Annotated in this window: 16 protein-coding genes and 2 pseudogenes; 5 read left to right on the forward strand and 13 right to left on the reverse strand. The window is 67.6% G+C overall.

From position 1 onward, the window contains the following. Nucleotides 1-2 precede the first annotated feature (2 nt). Genes BM193_RS09715 through BM193_RS09760 form a run of 10 tightly spaced genes read right to left on the reverse strand, consistent with a single transcriptional unit; the run spans nucleotide 3 to nucleotide 13,054 of the window. On the reverse strand, nucleotides 3-1,955 hold the full coding sequence (locus BM193_RS09715) for an XrtA/PEP-CTERM system amidotransferase (RefSeq protein WP_092797540.1): 1,953 nt from the start codon (nucleotides 1,953-1,955) through the stop codon (nucleotides 3-5). Between the two features lie 10 nt (nucleotides 1,956-1,965). Beyond that, complete coding sequence (locus BM193_RS09720; protein ID WP_092797541.1) at nucleotides 1,966-3,165, reverse strand: TIGR03088 family PEP-CTERM/XrtA system glycosyltransferase; 1,200 nt, start codon at nucleotides 3,163-3,165, stop codon at nucleotides 1,966-1,968. Further along, entirely contained in the window at nucleotides 3,155-4,717 is a 1,563-nt protein-coding gene (gene xrtA, locus BM193_RS09725) for an exosortase A (RefSeq protein ID WP_092797542.1), read from the reverse strand. The genes BM193_RS09720 and xrtA overlap by 11 nt, the downstream gene beginning before the upstream one ends. Continuing rightward, a complete protein-coding gene (locus BM193_RS09730; protein ID WP_092797543.1) occupies nucleotides 4,714-5,994 on the reverse strand; it encodes a TIGR03087 family PEP-CTERM/XrtA system glycosyltransferase in 1,281 nt (426 codons plus the stop codon). Before BM193_RS09730 ends, xrtA begins: the two co-directional genes overlap by 4 nt. 15 nt (nucleotides 5,995-6,009) lie before the next feature. Further along, a complete protein-coding gene (locus tag BM193_RS09735; RefSeq protein WP_092798037.1) occupies nucleotides 6,010-7,122 on the reverse strand; it encodes a FemAB family XrtA/PEP-CTERM system-associated protein in 1,113 nt (370 codons plus the stop codon). Next, nucleotides 7,122-7,973, reverse strand: coding sequence for an XrtA system polysaccharide deacetylase (locus BM193_RS09740; RefSeq protein ID WP_092797544.1), 852 nt, complete (start codon nucleotides 7,971-7,973; stop codon nucleotides 7,122-7,124). The genes BM193_RS09735 and BM193_RS09740 overlap by 1 nt, the downstream gene beginning before the upstream one ends. Beyond that, nucleotides 7,970-9,130 carry a non-hydrolyzing UDP-N-acetylglucosamine 2-epimerase gene (gene wecB, locus BM193_RS09745; protein ID WP_092797545.1) on the reverse strand — a complete coding sequence of 387 codons (1,161 nt, stop codon included), beginning with the start codon at nucleotides 9,128-9,130 and terminating at the stop codon, nucleotides 7,970-7,972. The genes BM193_RS09740 and wecB overlap by 4 nt, the downstream gene beginning before the upstream one ends. A gap of 9 nt (nucleotides 9,131-9,139) precedes the next feature. Continuing rightward, on the reverse strand, nucleotides 9,140-10,675 hold the full coding sequence (locus BM193_RS09750; protein WP_092797546.1) for a TIGR03016 family PEP-CTERM system-associated outer membrane protein: 1,536 nt from the start codon (nucleotides 10,673-10,675) through the stop codon (nucleotides 9,140-9,142). Then, complete coding sequence (locus tag BM193_RS09755; protein ID WP_092797547.1) at nucleotides 10,653-11,504, reverse strand: XrtA-associated tyrosine autokinase; 852 nt, start codon at nucleotides 11,502-11,504, stop codon at nucleotides 10,653-10,655. Before BM193_RS09755 ends, BM193_RS09750 begins: the two co-directional genes overlap by 23 nt. A 20-nt stretch (nucleotides 11,505-11,524) precedes the next feature. Then, on the reverse strand, nucleotides 11,525-13,054 hold the full coding sequence (locus BM193_RS09760; RefSeq protein WP_092797548.1) for an XrtA system polysaccharide chain length determinant: 1,530 nt from the start codon (nucleotides 13,052-13,054) through the stop codon (nucleotides 11,525-11,527). 261 nt (nucleotides 13,055-13,315) lie between these two features. On the opposite strand from BM193_RS09760, the gene BM193_RS09765 reads away from it, so the two are divergent. Both BM193_RS09765 and BM193_RS09770 read left to right on the forward strand, forming a co-directional pair. Beyond that, a complete protein-coding gene (locus BM193_RS09765) occupies nucleotides 13,316-13,939 on the forward strand; it encodes an XrtA/PEP-CTERM system exopolysaccharide export protein (RefSeq protein ID WP_092797549.1) in 624 nt (207 codons plus the stop codon). 199 nt (nucleotides 13,940-14,138) lie between these two features. Beyond that, a complete protein-coding gene (locus tag BM193_RS09770) occupies nucleotides 14,139-14,885 on the forward strand; it encodes an N-acyl amino acid synthase FeeM domain-containing protein (protein ID WP_092797550.1) in 747 nt (248 codons plus the stop codon). Nucleotides 14,886-14,889: 4 nt separating this feature from the next. On the opposite strand, the gene BM193_RS09775 is transcribed toward BM193_RS09770, so the two are convergent. Genes BM193_RS09775 through prsT form a run of 3 tightly spaced genes read right to left on the reverse strand, consistent with a single transcriptional unit; the run spans nucleotide 14,890 to nucleotide 20,918 of the window. Continuing rightward, on the reverse strand, nucleotides 14,890-15,654 hold the full coding sequence (locus tag BM193_RS09775) for a S1 family peptidase (RefSeq protein ID WP_092797551.1): 765 nt from the start codon (nucleotides 15,652-15,654) through the stop codon (nucleotides 14,890-14,892). Then, nucleotides 15,651-18,122: a hypothetical protein gene (locus BM193_RS09780; RefSeq protein WP_092797552.1), complete on the reverse strand. Its 2,472-nt coding sequence runs from the start codon at nucleotides 18,120-18,122 to the stop codon at nucleotides 15,651-15,653. The genes BM193_RS09775 and BM193_RS09780 overlap by 4 nt, the downstream gene beginning before the upstream one ends. Nucleotides 18,123-18,125: 3 nt before the next feature. Further along, nucleotides 18,126-20,918, reverse strand: coding sequence for an XrtA/PEP-CTERM system TPR-repeat protein PrsT (gene prsT, locus BM193_RS09785; protein ID WP_092797553.1), 2,793 nt, complete (start codon nucleotides 20,916-20,918; stop codon nucleotides 18,126-18,128). A 214-nt stretch (nucleotides 20,919-21,132) separates the two neighbouring features. On the opposite strand from prsT, the gene BM193_RS09790 reads away from it, so the two are divergent. The 3 genes and pseudogenes from BM193_RS09790 to BM193_RS09805 form a co-directional block, all read left to right on the forward strand. Continuing rightward, entirely contained in the window at nucleotides 21,133-22,437 is a 1,305-nt protein-coding gene (locus BM193_RS09790; RefSeq protein WP_092797554.1) for a nucleotide sugar dehydrogenase, read from the forward strand. 110 nt (nucleotides 22,438-22,547) lie between these two features. Further along, nucleotides 22,548-22,859 (forward strand): annotated as a pseudogene (locus BM193_RS29075) (GDP-mannose 4,6-dehydratase); the annotation flags it as partial. Nucleotides 22,860-23,456: 597 nt separating this feature from the next. Beyond that, nucleotides 23,457-24,251: pseudogene (locus BM193_RS09805) on the forward strand (NAD-dependent epimerase/dehydratase family protein); the annotation flags it as partial. Between the last annotated feature and the right edge of the window lie 44 nt (nucleotides 24,252-24,295).

The following is a 24,295-nucleotide window of genomic DNA, read 5'->3' on the forward strand; positions in this document are numbered from 1 at the left end:
ATTTACTCCATGGCCATGGCCGGCGCGGGTACCGCCGCCTGGCGGCCGTCGATGGGCAGCACCTGGCGCAAGAAGGCTTCGAACATCAGCAGCGACCACAATGGCGCGCTGAAGTCGCGCCGCCCGCTGGCATGCTGCTCGAGTAGCAGGCGCACGTAATCCATGTCGAACAGGCCGCACTGCGCCAGGGCGGGACCGAGCAGCCGCTGCTGCAGGCGCTGGCGCAGCGGGCCGCGCAGCCAGTCGGCCAGCGGCACGGAAAAGCCCATCTTCTGGCGGTACAGCAGTTCGTCGGGCAGCAAGGGGCGCAAGGCCTTCTTCAGCAGGTATTTGCCTTCGCCGCCGCGCAGTTTCAGCTGCGGCGGCAGGCCCGACATCCACGCCACCAGCTCATGGTCGAGCAGGGGCGAGCGCACCTCCAGCGCGTGCGCCATGCTGGCCCGGTCGACTTTCGTGAGGATGTCGCCGGGCAGGTAGGTTTTCAGGTCCAGGTACTGCACCTGCGACAGCGGGTCCTGCGCGGGGCTGGCCAGCGCGTGGCGGCGCAGCACTTCCACGGCGCGGTAGCCGTGCAGGCTGCGCCGCAGCTCGGGACTGAACAGGCGCGCGCGCATGGCGTCGCCGAGCAGGCTGACGCCGTGAAAATACGCATCCGTCGTGTCGCGCGCCAGGCCTTCGAAGGTGGTCTTGGCGCGCAGGAAGCGCGGCGCCCAGTCGGCCTTCGGGTACAGCCGCCCCAGGGTGCCGAACAGCGACTGGCGCAGGCCCGCCGGCAGCAGCGGGTCCATCGCCTTGCGCACCTTTTCTTCGCGCGTATGCAGGCGGTAGCGCCGGTAGCCGGCCAGGCTTTCATCGCCGCCATCGCCCGACAGGGCCACCGTGACCCGCTGGCGCGCCAGCTGGCACACGCGGTAGGTGGGCATGGCGGAACTGTCGGCGAACGGTTCGTCGTACAGGTTGGCCAGCAGGTCGATCAGCTCGAAATCGTCCTGCTCCACCTGGCGCGCGTGGTGGAAGGTGCCGTAGCGGCGCGCCACCAGGTCGGCGTAGCGCGCCTCGTTGTATGCCGGGTCGCCGAACGAGATGGAGCAGGTGTTCACGGGCGTGGCGCTGGCGCCCGCCATCAGGGCCACGACGGCGCTCGAATCGACGCCGCCGGACAGGAAGGCCCCCAGCGGCACTTCGGCCACCATGCGGATGCGCACCGCTTCGCGCAGGCGCGCCAGCAGTTCGTCGGCCGCCTGCGCCTCGCTGGCGGGGGGATTCGGCGTGAACGGGATATCCCAGTAGCACTGCGGCGCGGGCAGCGGCTGGCCCGCGCGGATCGACAGGGTATGCCCGGGCGGCAGCTTGCGCGCCTGGCGGAAGATGCTGCGCGGCTCGGGCACGTAGCCGTAGGCGAAATACTCCTCCACGGCCAGCGGGTCGAGCGCGCGCGGCATGCCCGGATGCGCCAGCAGGGCCTTCAGTTCGGAGCCGAACAGCAGGGTGCCGTCGTCCGCCTCGCCGTAGTACAGCGGTTTCACGCCCAGGCGGTCGCGCGCCAGGAACAGCACATGGCGGCGCCGGTCCCACAGGGCGAAGGCGAACATGCCGCGCAGGCGCTGCACGCACTGTTCGCCCCATTGCTCCCAGGCGTGGACGATGACTTCCGTGTCGCTGCTGGTGCGGAAGGGGTGGCCGAACTGGCGCAGTTCCGCCATCAGGCCGCGGTAGTTATAGATTTCGCCATTGAAGACGATGGCGATGCTGCGGTCGGCATTGAACAGCGGCTGCTGGCCGCTGGCCAGGTCGATCACGGACAGGCGCCGGTGCGCCAGGCCCAGGCCCGGCTCGCGGTGCAGTCCCCCTTCGTCGGGACCGCGGTGGCGCAGGCTGTGGTTCATGCGCGAGAGCAGTCCCAGGTCGATGTCGCGCTGGCCCTGCAAGTCGAAGATGCCGCTGATGCCGCACATGGGAGGCCTTTCAGGGAGTGGTGGACAGGGGAGAGGGCTGGCGCGCGCCCGTCAGGCGGTCGTACACGGCCAGGTAGGCGCCGGCCATGGCGGGCAGGCTGTGCTCTGCCAGCACCTGGCGCCGCCCGCGCGCGCCGTGGCGCGGCCCCAGCTCGGGCATGCTGTAGTAATCGAGGATGGCGTCGGCCAGCATTTCGGGCGAGCCGGGCGGCACCAGGGTGCCGCTCCAGCCCGACTGCACCAGTTCCGCGTTGCCGCCCACCTGGGTGGCGACGATGGGCAAGCCGGTGGCCATGGCTTCGAGGATGGTATTCGAGCTGCCCTCGGCCAGCGACGGCAGCACGAACAGGTCCATGGCGCGCAGCAGCTGGGCCACGTCGTCGCGCGCGCCGGGCAGCCAGGCCAGGTGCGCGGCGCCGGCCTGCTGCAGCATGCCCAGGCACGTTTCGCGGCAGGGGCCGTCGCCGATGATCATCAGGCGCAGGCGCGCGCGCGCGCCCGGTTGCGCCAGCAGCAAAAGGAAGGCCTGCACCAGCGAGCGGTAATCCTTGACGGCGGCCAGGCGGCCCACGCTGCCGATGACGAAGGCGCCGTTGCACAGGAAGCCGGGCGGCCCGACGGCGGCGGCCGGCCCCAGGCGCGGGTGGAACTGCACGCTGTCGACGCCATTGCCGATGTGCGACACCTGCGAGGGCGACGCGCCGATGACGTCCACCAGCCATTGCCCCAGGTCGGCGCTGACGGCAATGAAATGCTGCACCAGCGGCAGCATGCATTTGCGCAGCAGCCGGTATTTGCGGCTGGTGCCGTGCAAGTCGTCGATGTCGCGCCCATGCTCGCCATGCACGCGCAGGTGCACGCCGGCCAGCCAGGCCAGCAATTGCGCTTCGATGCAGCCCAGGTTGCGGGTGTGCACCAGGGCCGGGCGCAGCTGTTTCAGCACGCGGTACAGGCGCACATAGTGGCGCCAGTCCTTGCCTTCGCGCTTGCCCAGGCTGATGATGTCGACGCCCGGTGCCGTCAGGCGCTGGCGGAACGCGGTGGCGTTCTTCAGGCAGACGATGGCGTGGCGGTAGCGGCCGGGCGGCAAATGGTTGAGCAGGTTGACGAGGCCGTTTTCCAGCCCGCCCACGTCGAGCTGGTGGATCACGTGCACGATCAGGGGCGGCGCGCTGTCGGTTTCCGTATCCGTATCGGTGTCAAGGGCCATGCGGCAACTCCTGCAAGCGTTGTTCGATGGCGGGCAGGGCCGCCCGCAAGAAAGCTTGCAGCGCCGCGCGCGGCGGCGGCGCCAGTTCATCGTAGGGGGCGAAGACGAGGATTTCCGCGCCATCCTGGCGCGTGCCCAGCAGCTTGGCCCTGGCCAGCAGCAGTTTGACGACGACGGGCTCGGCCGTCGCTACGCCGCCCTGGCGATAGCAGCGCCACACCAGCAGGCGCTCGCTGCCACGCCCCAGCACGTTTTCGCGCACGGCCAGCACGCCCTGCGCCAGGGACGCTTGCCGCGGGCGCTGCGCCAGCGGCACCCAGTGCGCGCCAAAGGGCAGACTCTGGTGCGCCAGCAACTCCGCGTCGCGCGCCTGGCGCGCATACCAGGCCAGTTGCAAACCGACCTGCTCGCCGCCGTCAAGGCGCGCATACGTGGCCAGGTATTGCGCGGGCGTGCCGGCGAACGGCGCCCGCCAGGCTGGAGACACGCCGGACAGGCTCCGCCAGCCGGGCGGATCGGCCAGGTCCAGCACGATGGCGGCAGGCGTGCCGCCCGCACCGCGATGGCTGGCCAGAGCCAGCGCCGGCCACAGGGCGGCGATGCACAGGCAGGTGACGACGCTGCGCAGGCTGGCGCGTCCCTGCGCGCGCGTGGCGACCGCCGGCGCGGACGGCGGCGCCCCCGCCACCGGGGTTTCGCGCCAGCGTGCGGCCAGCCAGAACAGCAGCAGCGCCACCAGGCCGAAGAACAGCCAGCCGTAGATCAGGTGGTCGACGCCCACGGCCAGGCGCATATTGCTCAAGTGGCCCAGCATGACGATCAGGTAGGCGCGCACGCCATTGGCCAGGATGGGCACGAGCAGGGCGGCGGCCATGATGGCCACGCGCCGGCGCGCGCTGTGACACTGCAGGTGGGCGAACAGGGCGCCCAGGGCCAGCGCGGCGATCAGGTAGCGCAGGCCGCTGCACGCTTCCACCACCGACCAGTTACCCGACGGCAGCGAGAAATTGCTGCCGTCGCGGAACACGGGCACGCCCGTCAGCTGCAGCGCCAGCACCGTGAAGCTGGCCGTGAAGTCGATCAGCGGTTCGAGGAACACTTCGCCAAACGGCACGGCGAGGAACAGATAGGCGAGCGGAAAGGCCAGCAGGCGCACGGCCGGCCAGCCGAGGATGGCCAGCACGCAGGCGGGCAGCATGGCCGTGGCCGCATATTGCTCCACCACTTGCACGTTGGCCGCGTCCGCCAGCAGCCAGGCCAGGCCCAGCACGGCCAGCAGCAGCACGCCGTGCAGCGATGGCCGGGGCGCCAGCGCCGCCAGCCGGGCGCGGCGGCGCCAGGCCAGCGCCGCGCTGATGGGCACGATCAAAAAGCCGTGCGCGAAGGTTTGCGAGCGCGACCACAGTTCCAGCATCGACCAGAACGTGGCGTGGTACAGCAGCACGACGGCGGCCAGCACCAGCAGCAGCGCCGTGATGGCCGGGCTGCGCTGGCCTGCCGGCTGGTTGGCCGCGTCCGGCAAGCGGATGGCGCTGTCCAGTTGCACGCTCATGTGGATGGTTCCCGCGCCGGCAGTGGCGTGGCGGCCGGCGCGCCGCTGCCGGCGACGGCCGCCGCCGGCAGGCCCAGCATGGCGCCCAGGCCTTGCAGGTTTTTCTCCCAGTCATACTCCTGCAGCACCAGCTGGCGCGCGGCCGCGCCGATGGCCTCGCCGCCGCCGTGCGCCTGGCGCAGCACGCGCGCGGCGTGGTGGATGAATTCCGTCGCGTCGCGCGCCAGCAGCAGTTCCAGCCCCGGCTGGGCGGCGATGCCTTCGAGCGCCTGCGGCGTGGCCAGCACGATCTTGCCCATGGCCATCGCTTCGAGGACCTTGTTCTGCACGCCGCGGGCGATGCGCAACGGCGCCACGGCCAGCGCCGCGCCCGCCAGGTAGGGGCGGATGTCGGCCACCTTGCCCGTCACGGTCACGCCGGCCACCCTGGCCAGGGCCGTGACGGCCGGCGCCGGCCGGCTGCCGACAATATAGAACTGCAGCTGCGGGAACTGGCGCCGCAGGGCGGGCCAGACGAGGCGCACGAACCATTGCACGGCATCGATGTTCGGCCAGTAATCCATGGCGCCCGTAAACACCAGCACTTGCGCGCCCGCTGCATACGGACCGGGCTGCGATTGCGCCAGGGAGGGATTGAAATACATGGCATCGACGCCGTTATTGACATGGCCCGTCTTGCGCCGCGCCATGGGGGCGCACTGGCGGAACAGGGCCGCCTCGTCCGGCGAGACGAAGCTGGCGGCCGTGAATTGCTGGGCGATATGGCGTTCGTATTGCAGCAGCAGCTGGGCTTCGCGGCGGTACAGCTGCGACAGCGGCCACGGCTTGCTGTCGGCGTACTGGCGCCACTTGTCGGAATCGACGTCGACAAAATCGATCACGCGGTGCAGCGCGCGGCCCGCGCTGCCGTCGATGTATTGCGCCATGGGGCCGGAGTAGGCCAGCGCGTGGCGCACCTTGCCCCCCGACAGCACGCCTTCGACCCATTGCAGCAGGCGCGGATCGCGGTAGTACTGCACGCTCATGGCTTGCCGCGACAGCAGCGCCTGCGCGGCGCGCCAGCGGGCGACACCGCGCCGCAAGCCGATGAAGCGCGTGCTGGCGCACAGGGCGGCCACGGCCTTCGTGTGCCGCCAGTCGTCGTCATCGTCGATGAAACAGCCCAGGTGGACGCGGAAGTGCCGGCTCAGGTATTGCAGCATGTGCCATGAGCGTATCTTGTCACCCTTGTCGGGAGGGAACGGCAAGCGGTGCGTGAGGAACAGGAGTTCGCGCATGGTGTGCCCGCCTGCTCAGCCAAGTTGCCGCACGATGTGCGGCCCCAGCAGGTTGGCCAGCGGCAGCGGCAGGCGGCGCCAGGCGCGGATCGACAGGGCGAATTTCGGATTGCTGGGATTGACATGTGGCAGCTTGCTGGCGCGCACCAACCGGTACGTGTACGGCAGCGGCTGCGGCGCAAAGCCCCAGTTTTTCTTGAAGTCGTAGGCGCCCGTGCCCAGCTTGCTGCGGCCGAAGTCGAACAGGCGGTAGCCGTGCGCGCCGGCGCGGCGCATCACTTCCCAGTACATGAAGTCGTTGGCGCCCGAGCTGCGCGCCAGCACGCTGCCGCCGCCGTAATAGGGCAGCACCTCATCGCGGAAATAGAAGACCAGCACGCTCGCCTGCGCCTGCTGTGCCTGGTACACGGTCAGGATCTCGCAGTCGTTGCCGAACACGGAGCGCAGCAGGGCAAAGTGGCGCCGCGCGAAAACGGGCGTGCCCAGGCGGTGCACGCTGGCCGCGTAGATCGGGTAGAAACGGCTCAGATCGTAATCGATGGCGCTGTGCAAGCCGTTGGCGATGCCCTTGCGCACCACGGCGCGCTGCTTGCGGGGAATCGCCAGCAGGTTGTGCTCGGCATCGGCGTGCAGGGGGCGGCGGAACGTCGCGTACAGCGGCTGGTGCAGCCAGCCGTCGCCCGATACGCCCGGCGCGTCACGCCAGCGGTATTCCAGGTGGCCCACGCCGAGGCGCCGCGCCAGGGCCTGCGCCGCGCCGTCGAGCGCCTGCCGCGCGGGCGCGCCGCCACCGGCGATGCCGCCATACACGCAAAACGGCAGCGAGACGAGGGACGAGCCGAACAGGCGGCTGTGCAGGTGCACCAGCGGCAGCACGGCGGCGATGCGCCCGTCCTGCTCCGCATACAGAAAATAACTGTCGTGGCCGAAGCCTTGTTCCATGATGGTGTGCCAGCCGGCGCGGTGAAAGAAGGTGGCGTCGGGACAATCGAGGACAAAGGCATCCCAGCGCGCATGCTCGTGCCGCTGCAGTTGCAGCACCGTGATGGCGCCCGGCCGGTCGGCGTCGGCGGGAGTGGGCGCGCAAGCTGGACCGGGGCGGTCGAGAGGAAGGCTGGCCTCGTGCATCATGTGCTCTCAAGAAAAATGCGGTCCATGCGGCCCCAGGCGAAATCGCGCGTCAGGCGCGCCAGCCGCGCTTCCATGCGACCCAGGTTCAGGTAGTGGCGAAAGCGCGTCCTGGCGCCCAGGCCTGGCGGGCGCGGCTGGCCGGGATCGAGTTCCCAAGGATGAAAATAGAATATGCCAGCTTGCCCGTCGAGCGAGTTGATGCGCCGCAAAAGCCAGCGCGACAGTGGATATGGCAGCAGGCGAAAATAGCCGCCGCCGCCGGCCGGCAGGTTGCGTCCGCGCAGACGCACGGTGCTGACGGGCAGTTCCAGCACGCCTTGCGGTCCGCGTGGGCGCCAGGCGAACCGGGGCGAGTCCGGCATGCCGTAATGGTCGTGGCGGATCGGGTAGATGCTGGAACTGTAGCGGTAGCCCGCTTCCTGCAACACGTCGAAGGCCCACAGGTTGGCCGCGCCGATGGAAAAGCTGGGCGCGCGGTAGCCCAGCACGGCCTGGCCCGTCACTTGTTCCAGGATGGTCTTGCTGTGGCGCACGTCGTCGGCGAATTGCGCGGGCGACTGGTCCGAGGCGCGCAGATGCGCGTAGCCGTGGCTGGCCACCTCGTGCCCCGCGTGCGCCACGCGCCGCAGCATGGCGGGATAGCGTTCGGCGATCCAGCCCAGGGTGAAAAAAGTGGCGTGGATGCGGCGGCCCGCGAGCAGCAGCAGGATGCGCTCGATATTGGCCTCGACGCGGCATTCCAGGCGCGGCCAGTCGGCGCGGTCGATGTGCGGCGCGAAGGCGGAGACCTGGAAATAATCCTCGACGTCGATGGTCAGCGCGTTGCGGACCGGTGGCGGCAGGCTCATGGCCGCTCCCCGCGCGCGGCCAGCCACGGCACGATGGCGGCGGCGATGCGCGCGGCCGCGTGGCCATCCCACAGGGGGGGAAGGCGGCCGCGCTTGCCGCCCGTTTCCAGGATGGCGCGCGCCAGCGCCAGGATGGTTGGCGGATGCGTGCCGGCCAGCGTATTCGTGCCATCGCTGACAGTGACGGGCCGCTCCGTGTTGTCGCGCAAGGTCAGGCAGGGCACGCCCAGCGCCGTGCTTTCCTCCTGGATGCCGCCCGAATCCGTCAGCACCAGGCGTGCCGCCTGCATCAGGCCCAGCATTTCCAGGTAGCCCAGCGGCGGCAGGCAGACCAGGGGCAGTTGCGCCAGCCTGTCCTGCAAGCCCGCCAGGCGCAAGGCGGCCTGCGTGCGCGGATGGATGGGGAACAGCAGCGGCAGTTGCCGCGACAACTGGCCCAGCGCGTCCAGCAGGGCCGCCAGTTGCGCGCCGTCATCCACGTTCGAGGGCCGGTGCAGGGTCAGCACGCCAAAGGCGGGCGGGCAGGCATGGCCGTGGGCGCTCAGGGTGGCGGCGGGCGCCACGGCGCGCGGCAATTGCTGCCGCAGGCTGTCGATCATGACGTTGCCCGTGAAGACGATGCGTTCGGCGGCGACGCCTTCGCGCAACAGATTGGCGCGCGCGCCCGGTTCGCTGGTCAGCAGCAGCGACGAGAGCTGGTCGGTCAGCAGCCGGTTGATTTCCTCGGGCATGCGCCGGTCGCCGCTGCGCAGGCCCGCCTCGACGTGGATCACGGGCATGGCCCGCTTGGCCGCCACCAGCGCGCAGGCCAGGGTGGAATTGACGTCGCCCACCACCAGCACGGCGTCGGGCGCCAGCGGCGGATGGGCATCCAGCACGGCGTCGAAGCGGCGCATGATCTCGGCCGTCTGCTGCGCGTGGCTGCCGGACCCGACGTCGAGCGCGATGTCGGGCGCGCGCATGCCCAGGTCGGCAAATACCTGGCCGCTCATGGCCGGGTCATAATGTTGCCCAGTATGCAATAGCGTCACGCGCAGCGCGGGCGCCTGCCGCGCCAGCGCGGCCAGGATGGGCGCCATCTTCATCAGGTTGGGACGGGCGGCCACCACGCACAGCAAGTGCGCGGGCGCGGCGGGATGCGAAGCGTGGTCGGGCATGGCGGCCTCCTAGAATTGCATGTTGAGCGTGGCGCTGACGCTGTTTTCGCGGTAGTTGCCGCCGCGGCTGCTCGTGTGCCGCGTGTGCCGCACGTCGATGCTGGCTGTCACCTTGCGCTGCAAGGTGCGGCTGTAGCCGGCCGTGAGGGTGGCGTTGTTGTCGCGCCGGGGCACGCTCAGCGAGCGCACGCTGGCGTAGCCGGCATTCAGGTTCAGGCTGCTGCGCGAGTTCGCTTGCCAGCTCCAGCCCAGGTTGCTGCCGATCTGGCGCGTGCGGTCTTCGCTGCCGAATTCCACGCCCGGCAGCAGGACGCTGTCGATGCCGCTGGACGTCTGCGCCGTGCGATCGACGGCGTTGATGCCGAACACCAGCGTGCTTTTCGCCGTGGCGCGGGCCATCGTCATGCTCAGCTGTTTCTGCAGGAAATAGCGGTGGCTGAAGTAATTGATGGCGCCCAGTTCCGGCCCCAGCCCGTTGGCGTAGCGCAGGAAGGCATCGACGCGCAGGCGCCGTTCCAGGTCGTTCGGGAACACGCCGCGCCACAACTGGTCGAGTAGGCTGGCCGCATCGCGGTTGCCCAGGCGCAGGAATTGCGCGGGCATGCTGGTGATGTTTTCGCTGTAGCTGAGTTGCCAGCTGGTGTGGCGCTGCAGGAAACTGGCGTTCAAGCCGTACGTGTGGCCAAAGTAGCGCTTGCCCGTGCTGAAGGCCACGCTGGTGCGCGGCGACGGCGTCCACACGCCGCCCAGCGACCAGAAGCGGCCCGCCGGCGCCTTGCCCGTGATCGATTCATAGCCTTCCTTTTCCGTGCCGCCGCTGGCCGTGCCCGACCATTTGCTGCTGAACGGGTAGCGCAGGCCGACGCTGCTGCGTTCCATGCGCAGCGGCGCCAGCTTGCTGTCCTGCGTGCGGCGCGCGTCGTGGCTGGCGTTCCAGGTCCAGCCGCCGCCGCGCGGCTCGCCATTGAGCAGCAGTTCCACCTCGTCGCTGTGCATGGACAGCAGGTCGCCGCCGCTGGCCACGTTGTTGCGCGTGTAGCGCAGCTCGGCCGTGGCGAGCCCGCGGAAACGGTGGCGCAGGTACGGGCTGACACTGGTGGTGCGCACCGTGCTGGCATTGTCCGGGCCGGGCAAGTCGTCGATCACCTGCGGGCCGAACGGCGAGATGCTGTGGCGGCTGACGCTGGCGGCCGCGTCGACGAAAAACCAGTCCTTCACCAGTTCGGCGTCGCCCGAGGCGCGCAACTGGTGCTGGTCCGTGTCGGCCCGTTGCGTGCTCAGGTACTTGTGCCAGCTGTAGTCAAGGTGCACGCGCAGGCGCGGGCCGCTGCCGATGAGGGCGATGGCGGGCGCGATTTCCGTGATGAAGTCGGACTGCGCCTGTGCGTTCGGGGTGCGCAGCGCGTTGTCGGTATACGTTTCGCGCAGGCGCAGCGAGGGCTGCACCAGCCACTCGAGCGCGGAAGCGGGCACGGGCAGCAGCAGGGACAGCAAGGGCAACCAGGCCAGCGGCGCATGGCCGCTAGTCGTAATTGCCGTAGCCATAATAATCGTTGCCGGGGAACGATTTGGTCTTGTTGTAGATCAAATGAATGTGTTCGCACGATTCGATCTGGCGCAGCGCTTCCTTGACGGCGTGCTGGGTCGTGGTTTCCGCTTCCACCACCATCACCACTTGCCCCATCTGGCCCACCAGCGCATGCGCTTCGCTGGTGATCAGGAGCGGCGGCGAGTCGAAGACGACGATGCGGTCGGCATAGCGGCTGGCGATCTCGGCCAGCAGGCGGCTCATGGCCCGGCTGGCCAGCAATTCCGTCGCATGCTTGTTGCTGCGGCCGGCTGGCAGGATGCTCAGGTTGGCGATGTTGGTCTTCAGGATCACGTCCGCCATGGACAGTTGCGGGTCCAGCAGCACGTCCATCAGGCCCGGCTCCGGCGCCAGGCCCAGCACTTTCAGCACGGACGGGCGCGCCACGTCGGCGTCGACCAGCAGCACCGTGATATCCATTTCCATGGCGATGCTCATGGCCAGGTTGATGGCGCAATAGGTCTTGCCTTCGCCGGGCATGGCGCTGGTGACGACGATCAGGTTGCCGTGGCGCACGGCGTCGGCGCCGCCGGCGCGCGCCTGGCGCAGCAGCGGGCGCTTGATGATGCGGAAATCCTCGGCCACGCTGCTGCGTCCGCCGTCGTGCGTGAGCATGCCTTGCTCCTGCAGCCGGGGCAGGTTCAGGGCCCGGTACTGGGGCGACGCTGCCGGGCCCGCCTGATGCGTCGCCGCGGGGGCGCCCTGCGCCAGGTAGGGCACGCCGGACTCGGCCACGCCCAGGATGGTGGGTTCCTGCCTGCCGCTGTCCTTGTCCTTGCTGCTCATCGTCGCTCCCGTGGCGTGGTCTAGAATTTCAGCTGTACGGCGGTCATGATGCCGCCGTACAGCACGAACAGGCTGCCCAGGCAGGCGCCAAAGGCGTAGCGGGCGCGGCGCCGGCGCACCTGCTGCAGCGGCGTCCAGTTCATCGATACCGTGCCCAGCACGTTCAAGCCCGTCGCATCGCGCAGTTCGGCAGGGCTGAGGAAGGTGGGGCGCACCTGGCTGATCAGCAGGGCGGCGGCGATGCCGGCCACCAGGGCCGCGCCCAGCGCCGCGCTGAACAGCAGCGAACGATTCGGACCGATGGGCTTGTACTGCACCGTGGGCGGGTCAATGATCTTGAAGGCCATCATGTCGGTGGTGGAACTGAGTTCGCCTGACAGCTTGGCCGCTTCGCGCCGGCCGATCAGCTTTTCATAGTTTTCCTTGTTGATGATGTAGTCGCGGTTCAGTTGCGCCAGTTGCGACTCCACCTCGGGCACGGCATTGCTTTGCGCCAGCAGGCGTTCGTTGCGCGCGCTATATTCCTGCACGCGGGCGCGGATGGCGGCCACCTTGGCGTCCGCATCCGTGAGCGCCACCTTCAGCTGCTGCAGCATGGGACTGTAATTCTTGCCGGGGTCGCCCGACGCCGCCTTCAGCTTGCTCTCCTCGACCTTGCGTTCTTCCAGCTGGGCAATCAGACGCTTCGAGGAGATGATGTCGGGATGCAATTCCGTAAATTGCATGCGCAGGCTGTCGAGGTTCTTGTTGAGCGAGGCGATGCGCTCGTCCAGCTCGGGATTGCTGATCGCCGCCGCGTTCGGTTCCAGGTCCAGCACCGGCTCGTCGCCTTCGATCTGGCTCTGGATGGCCTTGCGCGACTGTTCCGCCTCGACCAGCTCCAGCTTGGCATTGTTCAGGCTATCGGATGACATCAGCAGCTGGCTGCCATAGTCGATGCCCTGGCGCGGCAGCAGCAGGTTGTTGCGGATCTTGAATTCCTTCACGAGGTTTTCCGCCGCGCTCAGCTTGTCTTCGTAGTTCTTGATCTGCTCGTCGATGAATTGCACGGCCTTCTGCGAATCGCCTTTTTTCCCCTGGAAACTGCCTTCGACGAAGATGGTCAGCAGGCTCTGCACCACATCGCGCACCAGTTTCGGGTCGCCGCCGCTGTAGCTGATGGTGTAGATGTCGAAGGCGTTGGTGCCGCTGATCTTGATGCGGCCCATCAGTTCATCGAGCTGGGCCTCATGTTCGCGCACGGTCTTCGAGTCCAGGTCGAGGTCGACCATGCGCATGACGCGTTCCACGTTGGGGCGGCTGAGCAGGGTGCGGCTCATGATGGCCACCTGCTGTTCCGCGTTCGGCACGCTGGTCATGCCGGACAGCAGGGGCTTGAGGATGGTTTGCGTATCGACAAACACGCGCGCCCGGGTCTGGTACTCGTCGGGCAGGCTGATGACCTTGATGAAACCGCCGATGGCCACCAGCCAGGCCACCAGCAGCGCATGCCAGCGGTATTTCCAGATGCCTTTCAGGCTGGAAAGCAGTTGCTGCAGCAATTCCTCCATGGCGCTTCCTTCCGTGACGATGCTGCGCGGGCAAGCGCCGGCGCGTGGACAACGGCGTTGCAATATGAATATTGCCTGTTGAGTAAGCAAAGTATAGGGCGGCGGCTGAGCAAGATTTCCCAAGATGATTGCTTCTTGATACGCCTCAAGGTTCACTTGCCGCGTTTTAATAATCATAGGAAGTTCGCGGCCCAGGCTGGTTCTGCGCGGCCGGCGGCTTGGGGCGCCACGTGGCGCGCCATCGACATGAAGAGGCCCAGCATGAATCTGTTCCGCCGTGCATTTGTAGTCAACGCGCTGGCCATGGTGGCCACGGCCAGCTTGCTGGGCGCCTGCCGCACGCGCTATCCGCTGGCGCCCTCCGACGACAGCGCGCCCATGCACGACTACCTGATCGGGCCGGGCGATTCCGTCAACATCATCGTCTGGCGCAATCCGGAAGTGTCGCTGACGGTCTCCGTGCGGCCCGACGGCAAGATCACCACGCCGCTGGTGGAAGACTTGGCGGCCAGCGGCAAGACGTCGACCCAGCTGGCGCGCGATATCGAACAAGCCTTGAGCAAGTTCATCCAGCAGCCCGTGGTGACTGTCATCGTGACGAATTTCTCGGGGCCGTATGGCGAGCAGATCCGCGTCATCGGCGAGGCGGCCAAGCCGCAGGCGCTGCCGTACCGGCTGGGAATGTCGCTGATGGATGTCCTGATCGCCGTGGGCGGCATCACCGATTTCGCCGCCGGCAACAAGGCCAGCATCATCCGCGTGCGCGACGGCAGCCAGCTGCAGCTGCGCGTGCGGCTGGACGACCTGCTCAAGGAGGGCGATATTTCCGCCAACGTCATGATGCGGCCCGGCGATGTGCTGCTGATCCCGGAGAGCTTTTTTTAGACAGGACTCGGCACTGTCAAAACGCCCATTTTATTTGTCATTTTGTACCGACAGGCAAATTTCAGCATGCTATTTTGCTATTAAAACGCCAATTTCTTCTGTTTTTTTGAACGGATAGGGGAACTTCTCCAGTTTTTTACTTGTCACAAGGCATTGGCTTCAGTCCGTCTCGACGGCTGCCGATGAACGTGAGGACAAGATGAACTTGGAAGATGAACCCATTATTTCCTTCGACACGCCGGGCACATTCAGCGACCTGGTGGTGGGCGAGGGGCAGATCGACCCGGCCATGGAGCACGAGCTTGACCTGCAGCGCTTTCATATCCGCATGGCCAATTCGCGTGGACGGCGCGAAGCGGCCAGTTTGCTGATCCGCAAGATGTACGGCTGGCGCGGCTATGCCGTCGATCCCGCCACCACGCACGCGCTGAACAAGATCACCCTGTTCGCGGAAACGGCCGGCACCACCGTCGGCACCATGACCCTGTGCCTGGACAATGACGAGACGGGCTTGCCCGCCGATGAAAATTTTCGCGACAAGCTCGACGTGCTGCGCGAGCAGGGACGCCGCCTGTGCGAACCGTCGCGCCTGGCCATCGACAAGGGCGTCAGCAAGCGCGTCTTCGCGGCACTGATCCATATTTCTTATATCTATGCCCACAATATCCATGGCTTTACGGATTACGTGATTGAAGTCAATCCGCGCCACGTGGTGTTTTACAAGCGCATGCTGGGTTTCAAGGACTTCGGCGGCGAGCGGGAGTGCACGCGCGTGGGAGCGCCGGCCGTGCTGCTACGGCTGGACCTCGATTACATGGGCGCCCAGATTCGCAAATACGGTGGCCTGATGGAACAGCATGGGGGTGAACGGTCGTTTTACCCCTTTTTTTTTCCAACATGGGATGAGCCTGGCATCACCGACCGGCTAAGGCAGGGGCGCAACTGACTGTTCATTTATTTTTGAGCAAGATCGCCTGCATGTAATTGCCGGGAATGGCATAGGTGATGCCGCTGGGCGCGCTGATGGCCGTCTCCTTGAGGCCCTTCACGTAGACCATGTTGACGATGCCGTAGACCACGCCCGTCTCGGGATCGAACAGGGGGCTGCCGCTGCTGCCCGGATACGCCGTCGCGTCCAGCTGGAACACGGTGTAGGGCGATTTTTGCAGCTGCGCCAGGCGCCGCGTATCGAGCCGCTGCGCGTTTTCGCTGGGCATGACCACCGGTGTCAGCGATGACACGGTGGCGCGGTGCGTCACGTGGTGCAGACCCAGTAGCGTGCCCAGCGGAAAGCCCATGAAGGCCATCGCCTGGCCTTCGCGGACAGTGCCCGCATCACCGAGCGCCAGGGCCGGCAGCGGCGCGCCGGCCAGGCGCAGCAGGGCCAGGTCGTGTTCCGTATCGATGGACACTACCTTGGCTGGGCGAAACTGCGCCGCCTCGCCCTGGCCCGTGAGGATGCCGATGACCTCGTTCGGATTCGCGTCGAGCAGCTTTTGGATCACGTGGGCGCAGGTCAGCACGCTCAAGCCATCGCCCGCCGCGAATCCCGTGCCGATAAAGTTCATCGGCGGCGTGCGCGTCTTTTGCAGGCTGCCCACGCCGACGACGGACGGCTTGATGCGGGCGATCGCCTGCGCCAGCGCCTCGTCCGCGTCGCAGGGCGGGGGAGCGCACAGGGCCAGGAACAGTAAGGTCAACAGAAAGGATTTCATGGGGGCGTACTTTCGGCAGGATGAGAAGGTGGGGACAGGGCGGGTTGCAACAGCGCGCACAGCAGCATCAGATAGCACAGCAGCGCGATGCGCGGCACGTCGAGCAGGCTGTCGAACAGGCCGACGACGAGAAAGCCGGCCAGCGCCGCGCCGCAGGCCAGCGCGCCATGCCGGCCCAGGCTGCCCTGCGCGGATCGCGTGCATTGCCGTCGCAGCCGCAGGCCGGCCAGGCAAAGCAGGCCCAGCATGGCCAGCGCGCCGCTCCAGCCCGCTTCCACCAGCAGGTACAGCGCCAGGTTCTTGACGTGCCACGGCAAGTGATGGTGGTCGCTGCTGAAAAACCAGTAGTTGTTTGCCTGGCTAAATTGGCCATTGGCGATCAGTTCCTCGCCGCCCGGCGCGCGCAGGCTCAGCTTGTCGATGTCCACGACGGACGAGGTGGCCGTGCCGCTGGCCGCCAGCTCCAGTTGCACGGGCGCGCGCAGCAGCCAGCCGCCCGTGCCCAGCGGGCCGCTGTCGAGCGGGACTTCATAATGCTGCCAGGCCCATGGCGGGCTGCCCGCCGGTGGCGGACGCAGGCGCAGCGGGGCAGCGATGCAATTTTGGGGGTACAGCAACTGGCGCTGGCACAGCCGGACCAGCAGGACGGGCATGGCGCCGTTGCGGCGCGCGTCCAGCGCCAGGGTGTAGCGCGTGGCGGGCTGCACGGGCAGCCGTTGCAGCAGACGCAGCAGCTCGCCATAACCGGCGCTGTAGCCGGGGCTGGCCAGGCGCACATAGCGATTTTCTCCCTCATCGGCATAGCGGATGCTGGCCGGCACGTCGCGCTGGGGATTGTGCCAGTAATACGTGGCGGGAAAGCTGCCCAGGCCCATGCCGAACAGCCGGCTGTCCCACGTGGGCGGCTGCATGGCCAGCACTTGCTGCCAGTGGCGCAAGCGTCCGTGCAAGTCGAAGGCGGTGGTGGCGAACCGTTCGGTGGCGTAATAGCTGGCCGAAACGGGGATGGCCAGCAGCCACAGCATGCCGGCGGCGCCCGCCACGCCCAGGCTGGCCCGGTCCAGCCGCCACAGCGGCGGGTGCAGGCGGCCGTTGCACAGCATCAGCATGGCCAGCAGCACGACCAGGCCGGCGGGCGGCAAGGCTTTGCTGCCGGCCCAGTGCCAGCCTATCCAGCCGAGATTGCAGGCGAGCAAGGTCCACGCCAGCATGGCCACGCCCAGGCGCGCCGGGCCGTGCCGGGCGCCAGCCGACGGCCACAGCGCGCCGGCCAGCAGCAGGGCCGCCAGCAGGAACAGGCAATACGGCCCTTTCAGCCAGCCGGCGGCCTGATGCGCCGCCGGGTCCGGCCACCAGCTGGCCAGCACGGCTTGCAGGCAGAGCGCGCACAGCACGCTGGCCGGCGCCAGGCGCCATGGCAGGGGCCGCGCGGCCAGCACGAAGCTGGCACCGAGCAGCACCACGGCGGCCAGCAAGCCCCGGTAGCCGGCCTGGCTGAACATATATAACAGGGCGCCGGCGCCCAGGCCGGCCAGCAGCAGGCCGAGCACGGGACGCTGGCCGTGCCGCACGGGACGCCGGCCCGGCGCCAGGACTTGCCAGAAAAACAGCAGCATGGCCGCCAGCATGGCCGCGTACAAGCCCCGTGAAAACGTGGTGAAGGCCGCATGCAGGGCCAGGCCCAGCAGCGCCAGGGCCAGCGCCGCGTGCCAGCGGCGGTGGGCGCGCGCCAGCCACAGGGCGGCGAACGGCAGGCTCAGCGCCAGGTAGCCATCGAGGGCGGCGCCGCCCGTGTGCATGGCGGAAAACGGCGCCGTGATGCGGTAGTCGCTGGACATGTTCAGCAAGCCGGGAAACACGGCCCGTTCCCACAGCGCGAACAGGCTCACCATGGCCAGTCCCGCCAGCAGGCCGGGCAGCGCATAGCGACGCAGGTTGTCCGCCCCCGCGTCGCGCAGCAGCAGCGGCAGCAGCAGCATGCTCCAGGCCCAGGCTTTTCCCAGGCGCAAGCTGTTATACGGGCTCAGATAATTGTCCCAGGCATTCGCATCGACGGGCGCCAGCGGCAGCACGCCGCGCAGCAAGGCCACCAGCCAGGCCAGGCTGCACAGCAGCAGACACAGCCGGGCAGCGGGTGACAGCCGCGCCTGGGCTGGCTGCACGGGGCCGCCCAGGCGCCAGTAGCCGCAGGCCAGCGTCAGCAACAGCAGCAAATCGATTTCTTCCAGGAAGAACCAGCCCGTCCACGGCGCCAGGTCCAGCACGGGCAGCAGGGCGGGCAGGCAGAACAGCCAGCAGGCGGGGCGCCAGCACAGCAGCAGAAAGTACGCGGGCAGCAGGGCGGCAAACAGCAGGCCGGGCCAGCCATGGCCCAGCGGATAATGGCGCAGGGCCAGCACGCAGGCGGCCCCCGCCAGCAGGGCCAGTGGCCGCGCCGCCAGGCTGGGCTGGGCCGCGTGCGCCGCCATGGCCTAGAGCTGGGTCAGCAAGGCCTGCGCCTCGGCCCGCTGCGGAAAGTCCTTGTTGGCCGCCAGCAATTGCTCCAGTTGTTTGCGCGCGCCGCCCTTGTCGCCGGACTTGAGCAGGGCCACGCCCAGGTGGTACTGGATTTCCGGCGCTTTCGGCGCCAGCGACGCCGCCTGGCGCAGCAGCGTGGTGGCGCGCTTGACATCGCCTTGCTGCAGCACGATCCAGCCCAGCGTGTCGAGCACGGCGGGATTGCCGGGCGCCAGCTTGAGCGCCTGTTCCGCCGTCGCCTGCGCGCGCGGGTCTTTTTCCTGCTGATACGCCCACGCCAGGTCGTTCAGCGCCACCACATTGCCCGGTTCCTTGGCCACGATGTACTGGAAGTGCTCGATGGCGGCGCGGTATTGCTGCGCTTCCAGCTTGGTGCCGGCCAGGTAATTGCGCGTGGGCAGGTCGTCTGGATGCTCCCTCAGCCACACCGCCATGCGCGCATCGGCTTCCGGCGTCTGTCCGGACGCTTGCAGGGCGCGGTACAACTGCACTTGCAGGGCACCGATCTTGCTGAGCTGGAAAGCACGTTCATACAGCTTGACCGCTTGCTGCGGCAGCTTCTGTTCCATCAGCACGTCGCCCTCGAGCTTGTAGCCGGCCGCCAGCCTGGGCTCTTGTTCCTGCACCTGCCGCGCCACGGCCAGCGCTTCACGCTGGCGGTTCAGGGCCAGCAGCATGGCAACTTCGACCACCCGCGCTTCGAGCAGGGTGGGGTCGAGCACCTGCGCCCGCCGCACGGCTTGCAGCGCGCTGGCATGCTCGCCCAGGGCCAGGTGCAGGCTGGCGATGCGCATCTGCAAGGGCGCCGAGCCGGACTGGATGCTGGCCAGCTTGGTGTAGCTGTCGAGCGCGGCCGGAGCCTGGCCCGCGCTGTATTCCACCTGCGCGCGCAGGGCCAGCGCGTCGGCGTCGCCGGGGTGGCCCGTCTGCAGGGTGCGCGCCAGTTCCAGCGCCTTGTCGGGCGCGCCCGTTTTCAGGTAAAAGTTACTCAGCAACAGGGCCGGCGCGACGGCGTCGGGATTGTCGCGGTGGGCCCGCTCGAGCCAGCGGCGCGCCTCGTCCGTCTTGCCCTCCGAGGCGGCCAGCTTGGCCAGCGCGGCGCACAGGTCGGCATTCTTCGGCGCTTTCGCCAGCGCGCGCTCGAAGCGCTGGCGCGCCTGGTCGGGTTTCTTCTCGGCCAGATCGATCTGCGCCAGGTTGTTCAAGGCGGGCAGGTAGACGGGATCGATGCCCAGCGCCTGCTCGAAACTGGCGCGCGCGGCGCGTAAATCGCGCAAGGCCAGGTAAACGCCGCCTTTCAGGTTCAGCAGCACGGGGTTCGTGCCTTGCTGCTTTTCCATCATTTGCACGCTGGCCAGGGCCTTGTCGTTCTGCTTGTTGCGCAGCAAGGTCATCACCAGCATGGTGCCCGCCTGCGGCGTGCCCTTGTCGAGCATGCTGGCGCGTTCCAGTTCATTGATGGCGCGGCTGTTCTCGCCCATGCCCAGGCGGCTGATGCCCAGCGCCGCGTGCAGCTTGGCCGTGTCCGGCGCCAGGCCGCTGGCCTTTTCAAAATACGCCGTGGCCTTGTCGTAGCGGCGCGCGCGCAAATGCGCCTCGCCCGCCAGCGACAGCAATTCCACGTCGTCGGGAAAGGCGCCCAGCACGGGCATCAGCAAGTCGATGGCGGCGTCCGTCTTGCCGCGCATCAGTTCGATCGATGCCATCATCTTGACGGCATACAGATGCCGCGGATACACGGCCAGGAAGCGCTGCAGATAGCTTTCCGCCAGTTGCGGTGACCCCAGGGCCAGCTGCACGGCGCCCGTCAGCAGGATGGACGGCATGTGCTCGGGCGCCGCCTTGAGCACCAGCTGCAAGCCTTGCAGGGCCGCCTTGTTCTTGCCCTGGCGGAAATCGAGCAGCGCCTGGGCCTGCAGCAAGCCCAGGCTGTTGGGCGCCGTCTTGCGCGCCGTGGCCAGCTGGCCGGCCGCCTCCGTAAAGCGGTTCTGCACGATGTCGAGGTTGGCCAGGTCGATGTGTGCCTGGGTATTGTCCGGCTTGATCTTGAGGATCTGCATGTAGGCCAGGCGCGCCGCGTCGCTCTTGCCCTGCAGGCGCAGCAGGTCGCCCTGCAGGCGCAAGGCGTCGAGGTTGGCGGGCGCGCTTTTCAGCGCCTGCGCCAGCAGCAGCTCGGCCGCCGTGACTTGCTGCTCCAGCGCCGCCAGGCGCGCCAGGCCCAGCAGTGCTTCCACCTGGCCCGGATGCGCATTCAGCATGCGGGTCAGCAGGGCGCGCGCCTCGTCCTGCCGGCCCAGGGCCAGCAGGGCGTCGCCGCGCAGGGCCAGCACGGACGGCGGCAGCGCGGCATCGTCGGCGACCTCGGCCAGGACCTTGTCGAACTGGCCCAGCATCAGCCAGGACTTGCCCAGCAGCGGCATCACCTGGCTCGTCGCCAGGCCCAGCGACTTCGCCTTGCGCAACTCCTTTTCGGCCGACAGCGCCTCGCCCGTATCGATATAGATGCTGCCCAACAGCAGCCGCGCGGCCGCGTTTTCCGGGTCTTTTTGCAGCAAATTCTTCAGCTGGATGATGGCGGCCCGGGCTTCGCCTTTCTGCCGGTACTGCTGCGCGTCCGCCAGCAGGGTTTCGCTGCTTTGGGTGCCGTGGCAAGCCGTCAGCAGGGGCAGCAGCAGGGCACCGCACAGGACGGCGGCCGGCAGGCGGGCGAGGGAGCGCAGAACAGGAAGGACAAGGGGACGGGCCATGGAAGTCTCCGGTAGCGGCGTGCAGGATGGGCACGGTCTAGCTTAAAAAGATGGCCGCCGGCCTCATTGATTGCGCTCAACAGGCTGCCGATTGGTGGCGCAGGCGGCCGTGGACGCTCCCGCTTTCTTGTTCCCGCTCAAGAATGAGCAAAGCTGCAACCGTAGAATTTCCCCGACGGCGCCACGCAGGCCGCAACCATTCGGAGCAGATTCTATGGACAGCAAAGTGGAGAGCAGCGGCGGCGTGGTGGCGGTGGTGGGACTCGGTTACGTGGGCTTGCAGCTGGCGGTGGCGTTCGGCACGCGCCAGCGCACCATCGGCTTCGACTTGTCGGCGCGCAAGGTGGAGAGCTATCGCCGGCATATCGACCCCACCGGCGAAGTCAGCCATGAACAGCTGCTGGCCGCGCAATGGCTGAGCGTGGGCTGCGATGCGGCCGAGCTGCAACTGGCCGACTTCATCGTCGTGGCCGTGCCCACGCCCGTCGACAGCGCGCACAATCCCGACTTTTCCGCGCTGGCAGGGGCCAGCGCGGCCGTCGGGCGCCACATGCGGCGCGGCGCCATCGTCATCTATGAATCCACCGTGTATCCGGGCGCCACCGAGGAAATCTGCATTCCCATCCTGGAACAGCATTCCGGCTTGCGCTGGAAGCAGGATTTTCACGTGGGTTTTTCGCCCGAACGCATCAATCCCGGCGACAAGGACCATACCCTGCACAGCATCCGCAAGGTGGTCTCCGGTGACGACGATGCCACCCTGGACAAGGTGGCGGCGCTGTATGAAGGCGTGGTCGGGGCCGGCGTGCACCGCGCCTCCAGCATCCGCGTGGCGGAAGCGGCCAAGGTCATCGAAAACACGCAGCGCGACCTGAACATCGCCCTGATGAACGAGCTGGCCATCATATTCGACCGCATCGGCATCGACACCCTGGAAGTGCTGCAGGCGGCTGGCACCAAATGGAACTTTCTGCCATTCCGCCCGGGGCTGGTGGGCGGCCACTGCATCGGCGTCGACCCGTATTACCTGACGCACAAGGCGGAAATGCTGGGCTACCACCCGCACGTGATCCTGGCAGGGCGCCGCATCAACGATGGCATGGCCAAGTTCGTGGCGGAAAAGACCATCAAGGAAATGGTGCGGGCCGGCTTCAAGCTGAAGGGCGCCCATGTGAACGTGCTGGGCCTGACCTTCAAGGAAAACTGTCCGGACTTGCGCAATTCGAAGGTGGTCGACATGATCCACGAACTGCAATCGTATGGCGTGCAGGTGCACGTGCACGATCCCGTCGCCGATGGCCGCGAAGCGCTGGAGGAATATGGCTTGTCGCTGGAAAGCTGGGAGCAGCTGCCGCAGGCCGAAGCCATCATCAGCGCCGTGTCGCACCAGGCGCTGCTGGCCCGCCCGCTCAGCGATTTCCAGGCCAAGGTGCTGGAAAATGGCTGCTTCATCGACATCAAGTCGCATTTCGACCCCCGCCTCCTGCAAGACGGCGGCCTGCACGTGTGGCGGCTGTGATGGCGGCCGGGCACGGCAAGACCGTCGCGGACCGGGGCGCGGATGGCGGGTGGCCAGGCGCGCCTGATGTGCCTGCCGGTGACAGCGCGTATGCGCGCGCCTGCGCCCAGCTGGCACAACACCCGCGCCGCTGGCTGGTGACGGGCGTGGCCGGCTTCATCGGCTCGCACCTGCTGGAAACCCTGCTGCAACTGGGACAGGAAGTGCGCGGCCTGGACAACTTCATGACGGGCCACCGCCATAACCTGGAGCAAGTGCGCGCCAGCGTGGGCGAAGACGCGTGGCGGCGCTTCACCCTGATCGAGGGCGATATCCGCGATCCGCAAGCGTGCGCGCGCGCCTGTGGCGGCACGGCGCGTGTCGCCACAGGCGCCCATGCCGGTCGTGCTGATCTCGCCGATATCGGCAGCGCCGGCGCGGACGGGGTTGCGGACGCAGCCGATATGGCCGCTGTTGGCATGGCCCGCACCGCCGTGGATGACGCCGGCGGCTCGGCGGCCATCGCCGGCCATGCCGAAGCGCGACATGACGCTGACGCGGGGGGCGGCGCCGGTCTGTGCAGCCGTGGTAAACGTGGCGGCGGTGACACTCTTGAAAGTCATGACCACATCGGTATCACGCACAACAGCGAACAGAATGGCGGCAAGGATATCAACGATAACAATGGCGGCACGGGCAACAAGGGTAACGAGGGCAATGAGGGCAACGACGGTAACGAGGGTAACGAGGGTAACAAGGGTAACAAGGGCGACGAGGGCGACGAGGGCAATGAGGGTAACAAGGGCAACGAGGGTAACGAGGACGACGAGGGCAACAAGGGTAACAAGGGTAACAAGGGTAACGAGGGTAACGAGGGTAACAAGGGTGACGAGGGTAACAAGGGTAACAAGGGTAACAAGGGTAACAAGGGTAACGAGGGTGACGAGGGTAACAAGGGTGACGAGGGTAACAAGGGTAACAAGGACGACGACGGCAATGAGGGCAACGGGGACAACCAGGTCAACAACGCCAGCACGGGCGCGGTCGATCGGGCCGGCACGGATGGCGCCGTGGACTATGTGCTGCACCAGGCCGCGCTCGGTTCCGTGTCGCGCTCCCTGGAAGACCCTCTGCTGTGCCATGCCGTCAATGTCAGCGGCTTTCTCAATATGCTGGCCGCCGCGCGCGATGCGGGCGTGCAACGCTTCGTGTATGCGGCATCGAGCGCCACGTATGGCGACCACGCCGCCTTGCCGAAGGTGGAACAGCATATCGGCGCGCCATTGTCCCCATATGCCTTGAGCAAGTACGTCAACGAACTCTACGCGCAAGTGTATGCGCGCTGCTACGCCACGCAAGCCGTGGGGCTGCGCTATTTCAATGTTTTCGGCCCGCGGCAGGATCCGCTGGGCGCCTACGCCGCCGTCATTCCGCGCTGGATCACGGCCATGCTGGCCAACCAGCGCGTGCAAATTCATGGCGATGGCGCCACCAGCCGCGACTTTTGCTTCGTCCGCAATGCCGTGCAGGCGAATATCCTGGCCGCCACCTGCAGCGACCCGGCGGCCGTCAACCAGGTCTACAACGTGGCGGTCAACGCCCGCACCAGCCTGACCCAGCTGCACCTCACCATGCAGCACATGCTGCAGGCGGCCAGTCCGCGGCACTTGCCGCTGGCGCCCGACTACGGCGATTTTCGCGCCGGCGACGTGCGCCACTCGCAAGCCGACATCGCCAAGGCGGCCCGCCTGCTCGGCTATGCCCCCACGCATGACCTGGCGCAAGGCTTGCGCCAGACCATCGCCTGGTACCTGGCGCAAGCAGGCCGCGCGTGAAGACGATGCCAGGCAGGGTACTTGGCATGGCGGCATGCAAATAG

The organism is Janthinobacterium sp. 344 (assembly GCF_900112025.1).
Lineage (GTDB): Bacteria > Pseudomonadota > Gammaproteobacteria > Burkholderiales > Burkholderiaceae_D > Janthinobacterium.

Bases quoted from the DNA above. Each gene is read 5' to 3' on its own strand.
- BM193_RS09730 (WP_092797543.1), bottom strand. From the start codon at position 5,994: ATGCGCGAACTCCTGTTCCTCACGCACCGCTTGCCGTTCCCTCCCGAC.
- BM193_RS09775 (WP_092797551.1), bottom strand. From the start codon at position 15,654: ATGAAATCCTTTCTGTTGACCTTACTGTTCCTGGCCCTGTGCGCTCCC.
- BM193_RS09760 (WP_092797548.1), bottom strand. From the start codon at position 13,054: ATGGAGGAATTGCTGCAGCAACTGCTTTCCAGCCTGAAAGGCATCTGG.
- prsT (WP_092797553.1), bottom strand. From the start codon at position 20,918: ATGGCCCGTCCCCTTGTCCTTCCTGTTCTGCGCTCCCTCGCCCGCCTG.
- BM193_RS09755 (WP_092797547.1), bottom strand. From the start codon at position 11,504: ATGAGCAGCAAGGACAAGGACAGCGGCAGGCAGGAACCCACCATCCTG.
- xrtA (WP_092797542.1), bottom strand. From the start codon at position 4,717: ATGAGCGTGCAACTGGACAGCGCCATCCGCTTGCCGGACGCGGCCAAC.
- BM193_RS09750 (WP_092797546.1), bottom strand. From the start codon at position 10,675: ATGGCTACGGCAATTACGACTAGCGGCCATGCGCCGCTGGCCTGGTTG.
- BM193_RS09740 (WP_092797544.1), bottom strand. From the start codon at position 7,973: ATGAGCCTGCCGCCACCGGTCCGCAACGCGCTGACCATCGACGTCGAG.
- BM193_RS09735 (WP_092798037.1), bottom strand. From the start codon at position 7,122: ATGCACGAGGCCAGCCTTCCTCTCGACCGCCCCGGTCCAGCTTGCGCG.
- BM193_RS09720 (WP_092797541.1), bottom strand. From the start codon at position 3,165: ATGGCCCTTGACACCGATACGGATACGGAAACCGACAGCGCGCCGCCC.
- BM193_RS09790 (WP_092797554.1), top strand. From the start codon at position 21,133: ATGGACAGCAAAGTGGAGAGCAGCGGCGGCGTGGTGGCGGTGGTGGGA.
- BM193_RS09765 (WP_092797549.1), top strand. From the start codon at position 13,316: ATGAATCTGTTCCGCCGTGCATTTGTAGTCAACGCGCTGGCCATGGTG.
- BM193_RS09770 (WP_092797550.1), top strand. From the start codon at position 14,139: ATGAACTTGGAAGATGAACCCATTATTTCCTTCGACACGCCGGGCACA.
- BM193_RS09715 (WP_092797540.1), bottom strand. From the start codon at position 1,955: ATGTGCGGCATCAGCGGCATCTTCGACTTGCAGGGCCAGCGCGACATC.
- wecB (WP_092797545.1), bottom strand. From the start codon at position 9,130: ATGCCCGACCACGCTTCGCATCCCGCCGCGCCCGCGCACTTGCTGTGC.
- BM193_RS09780 (WP_092797552.1), bottom strand. From the start codon at position 18,122: ATGGCGGCGCACGCGGCCCAGCCCAGCCTGGCGGCGCGGCCACTGGCC.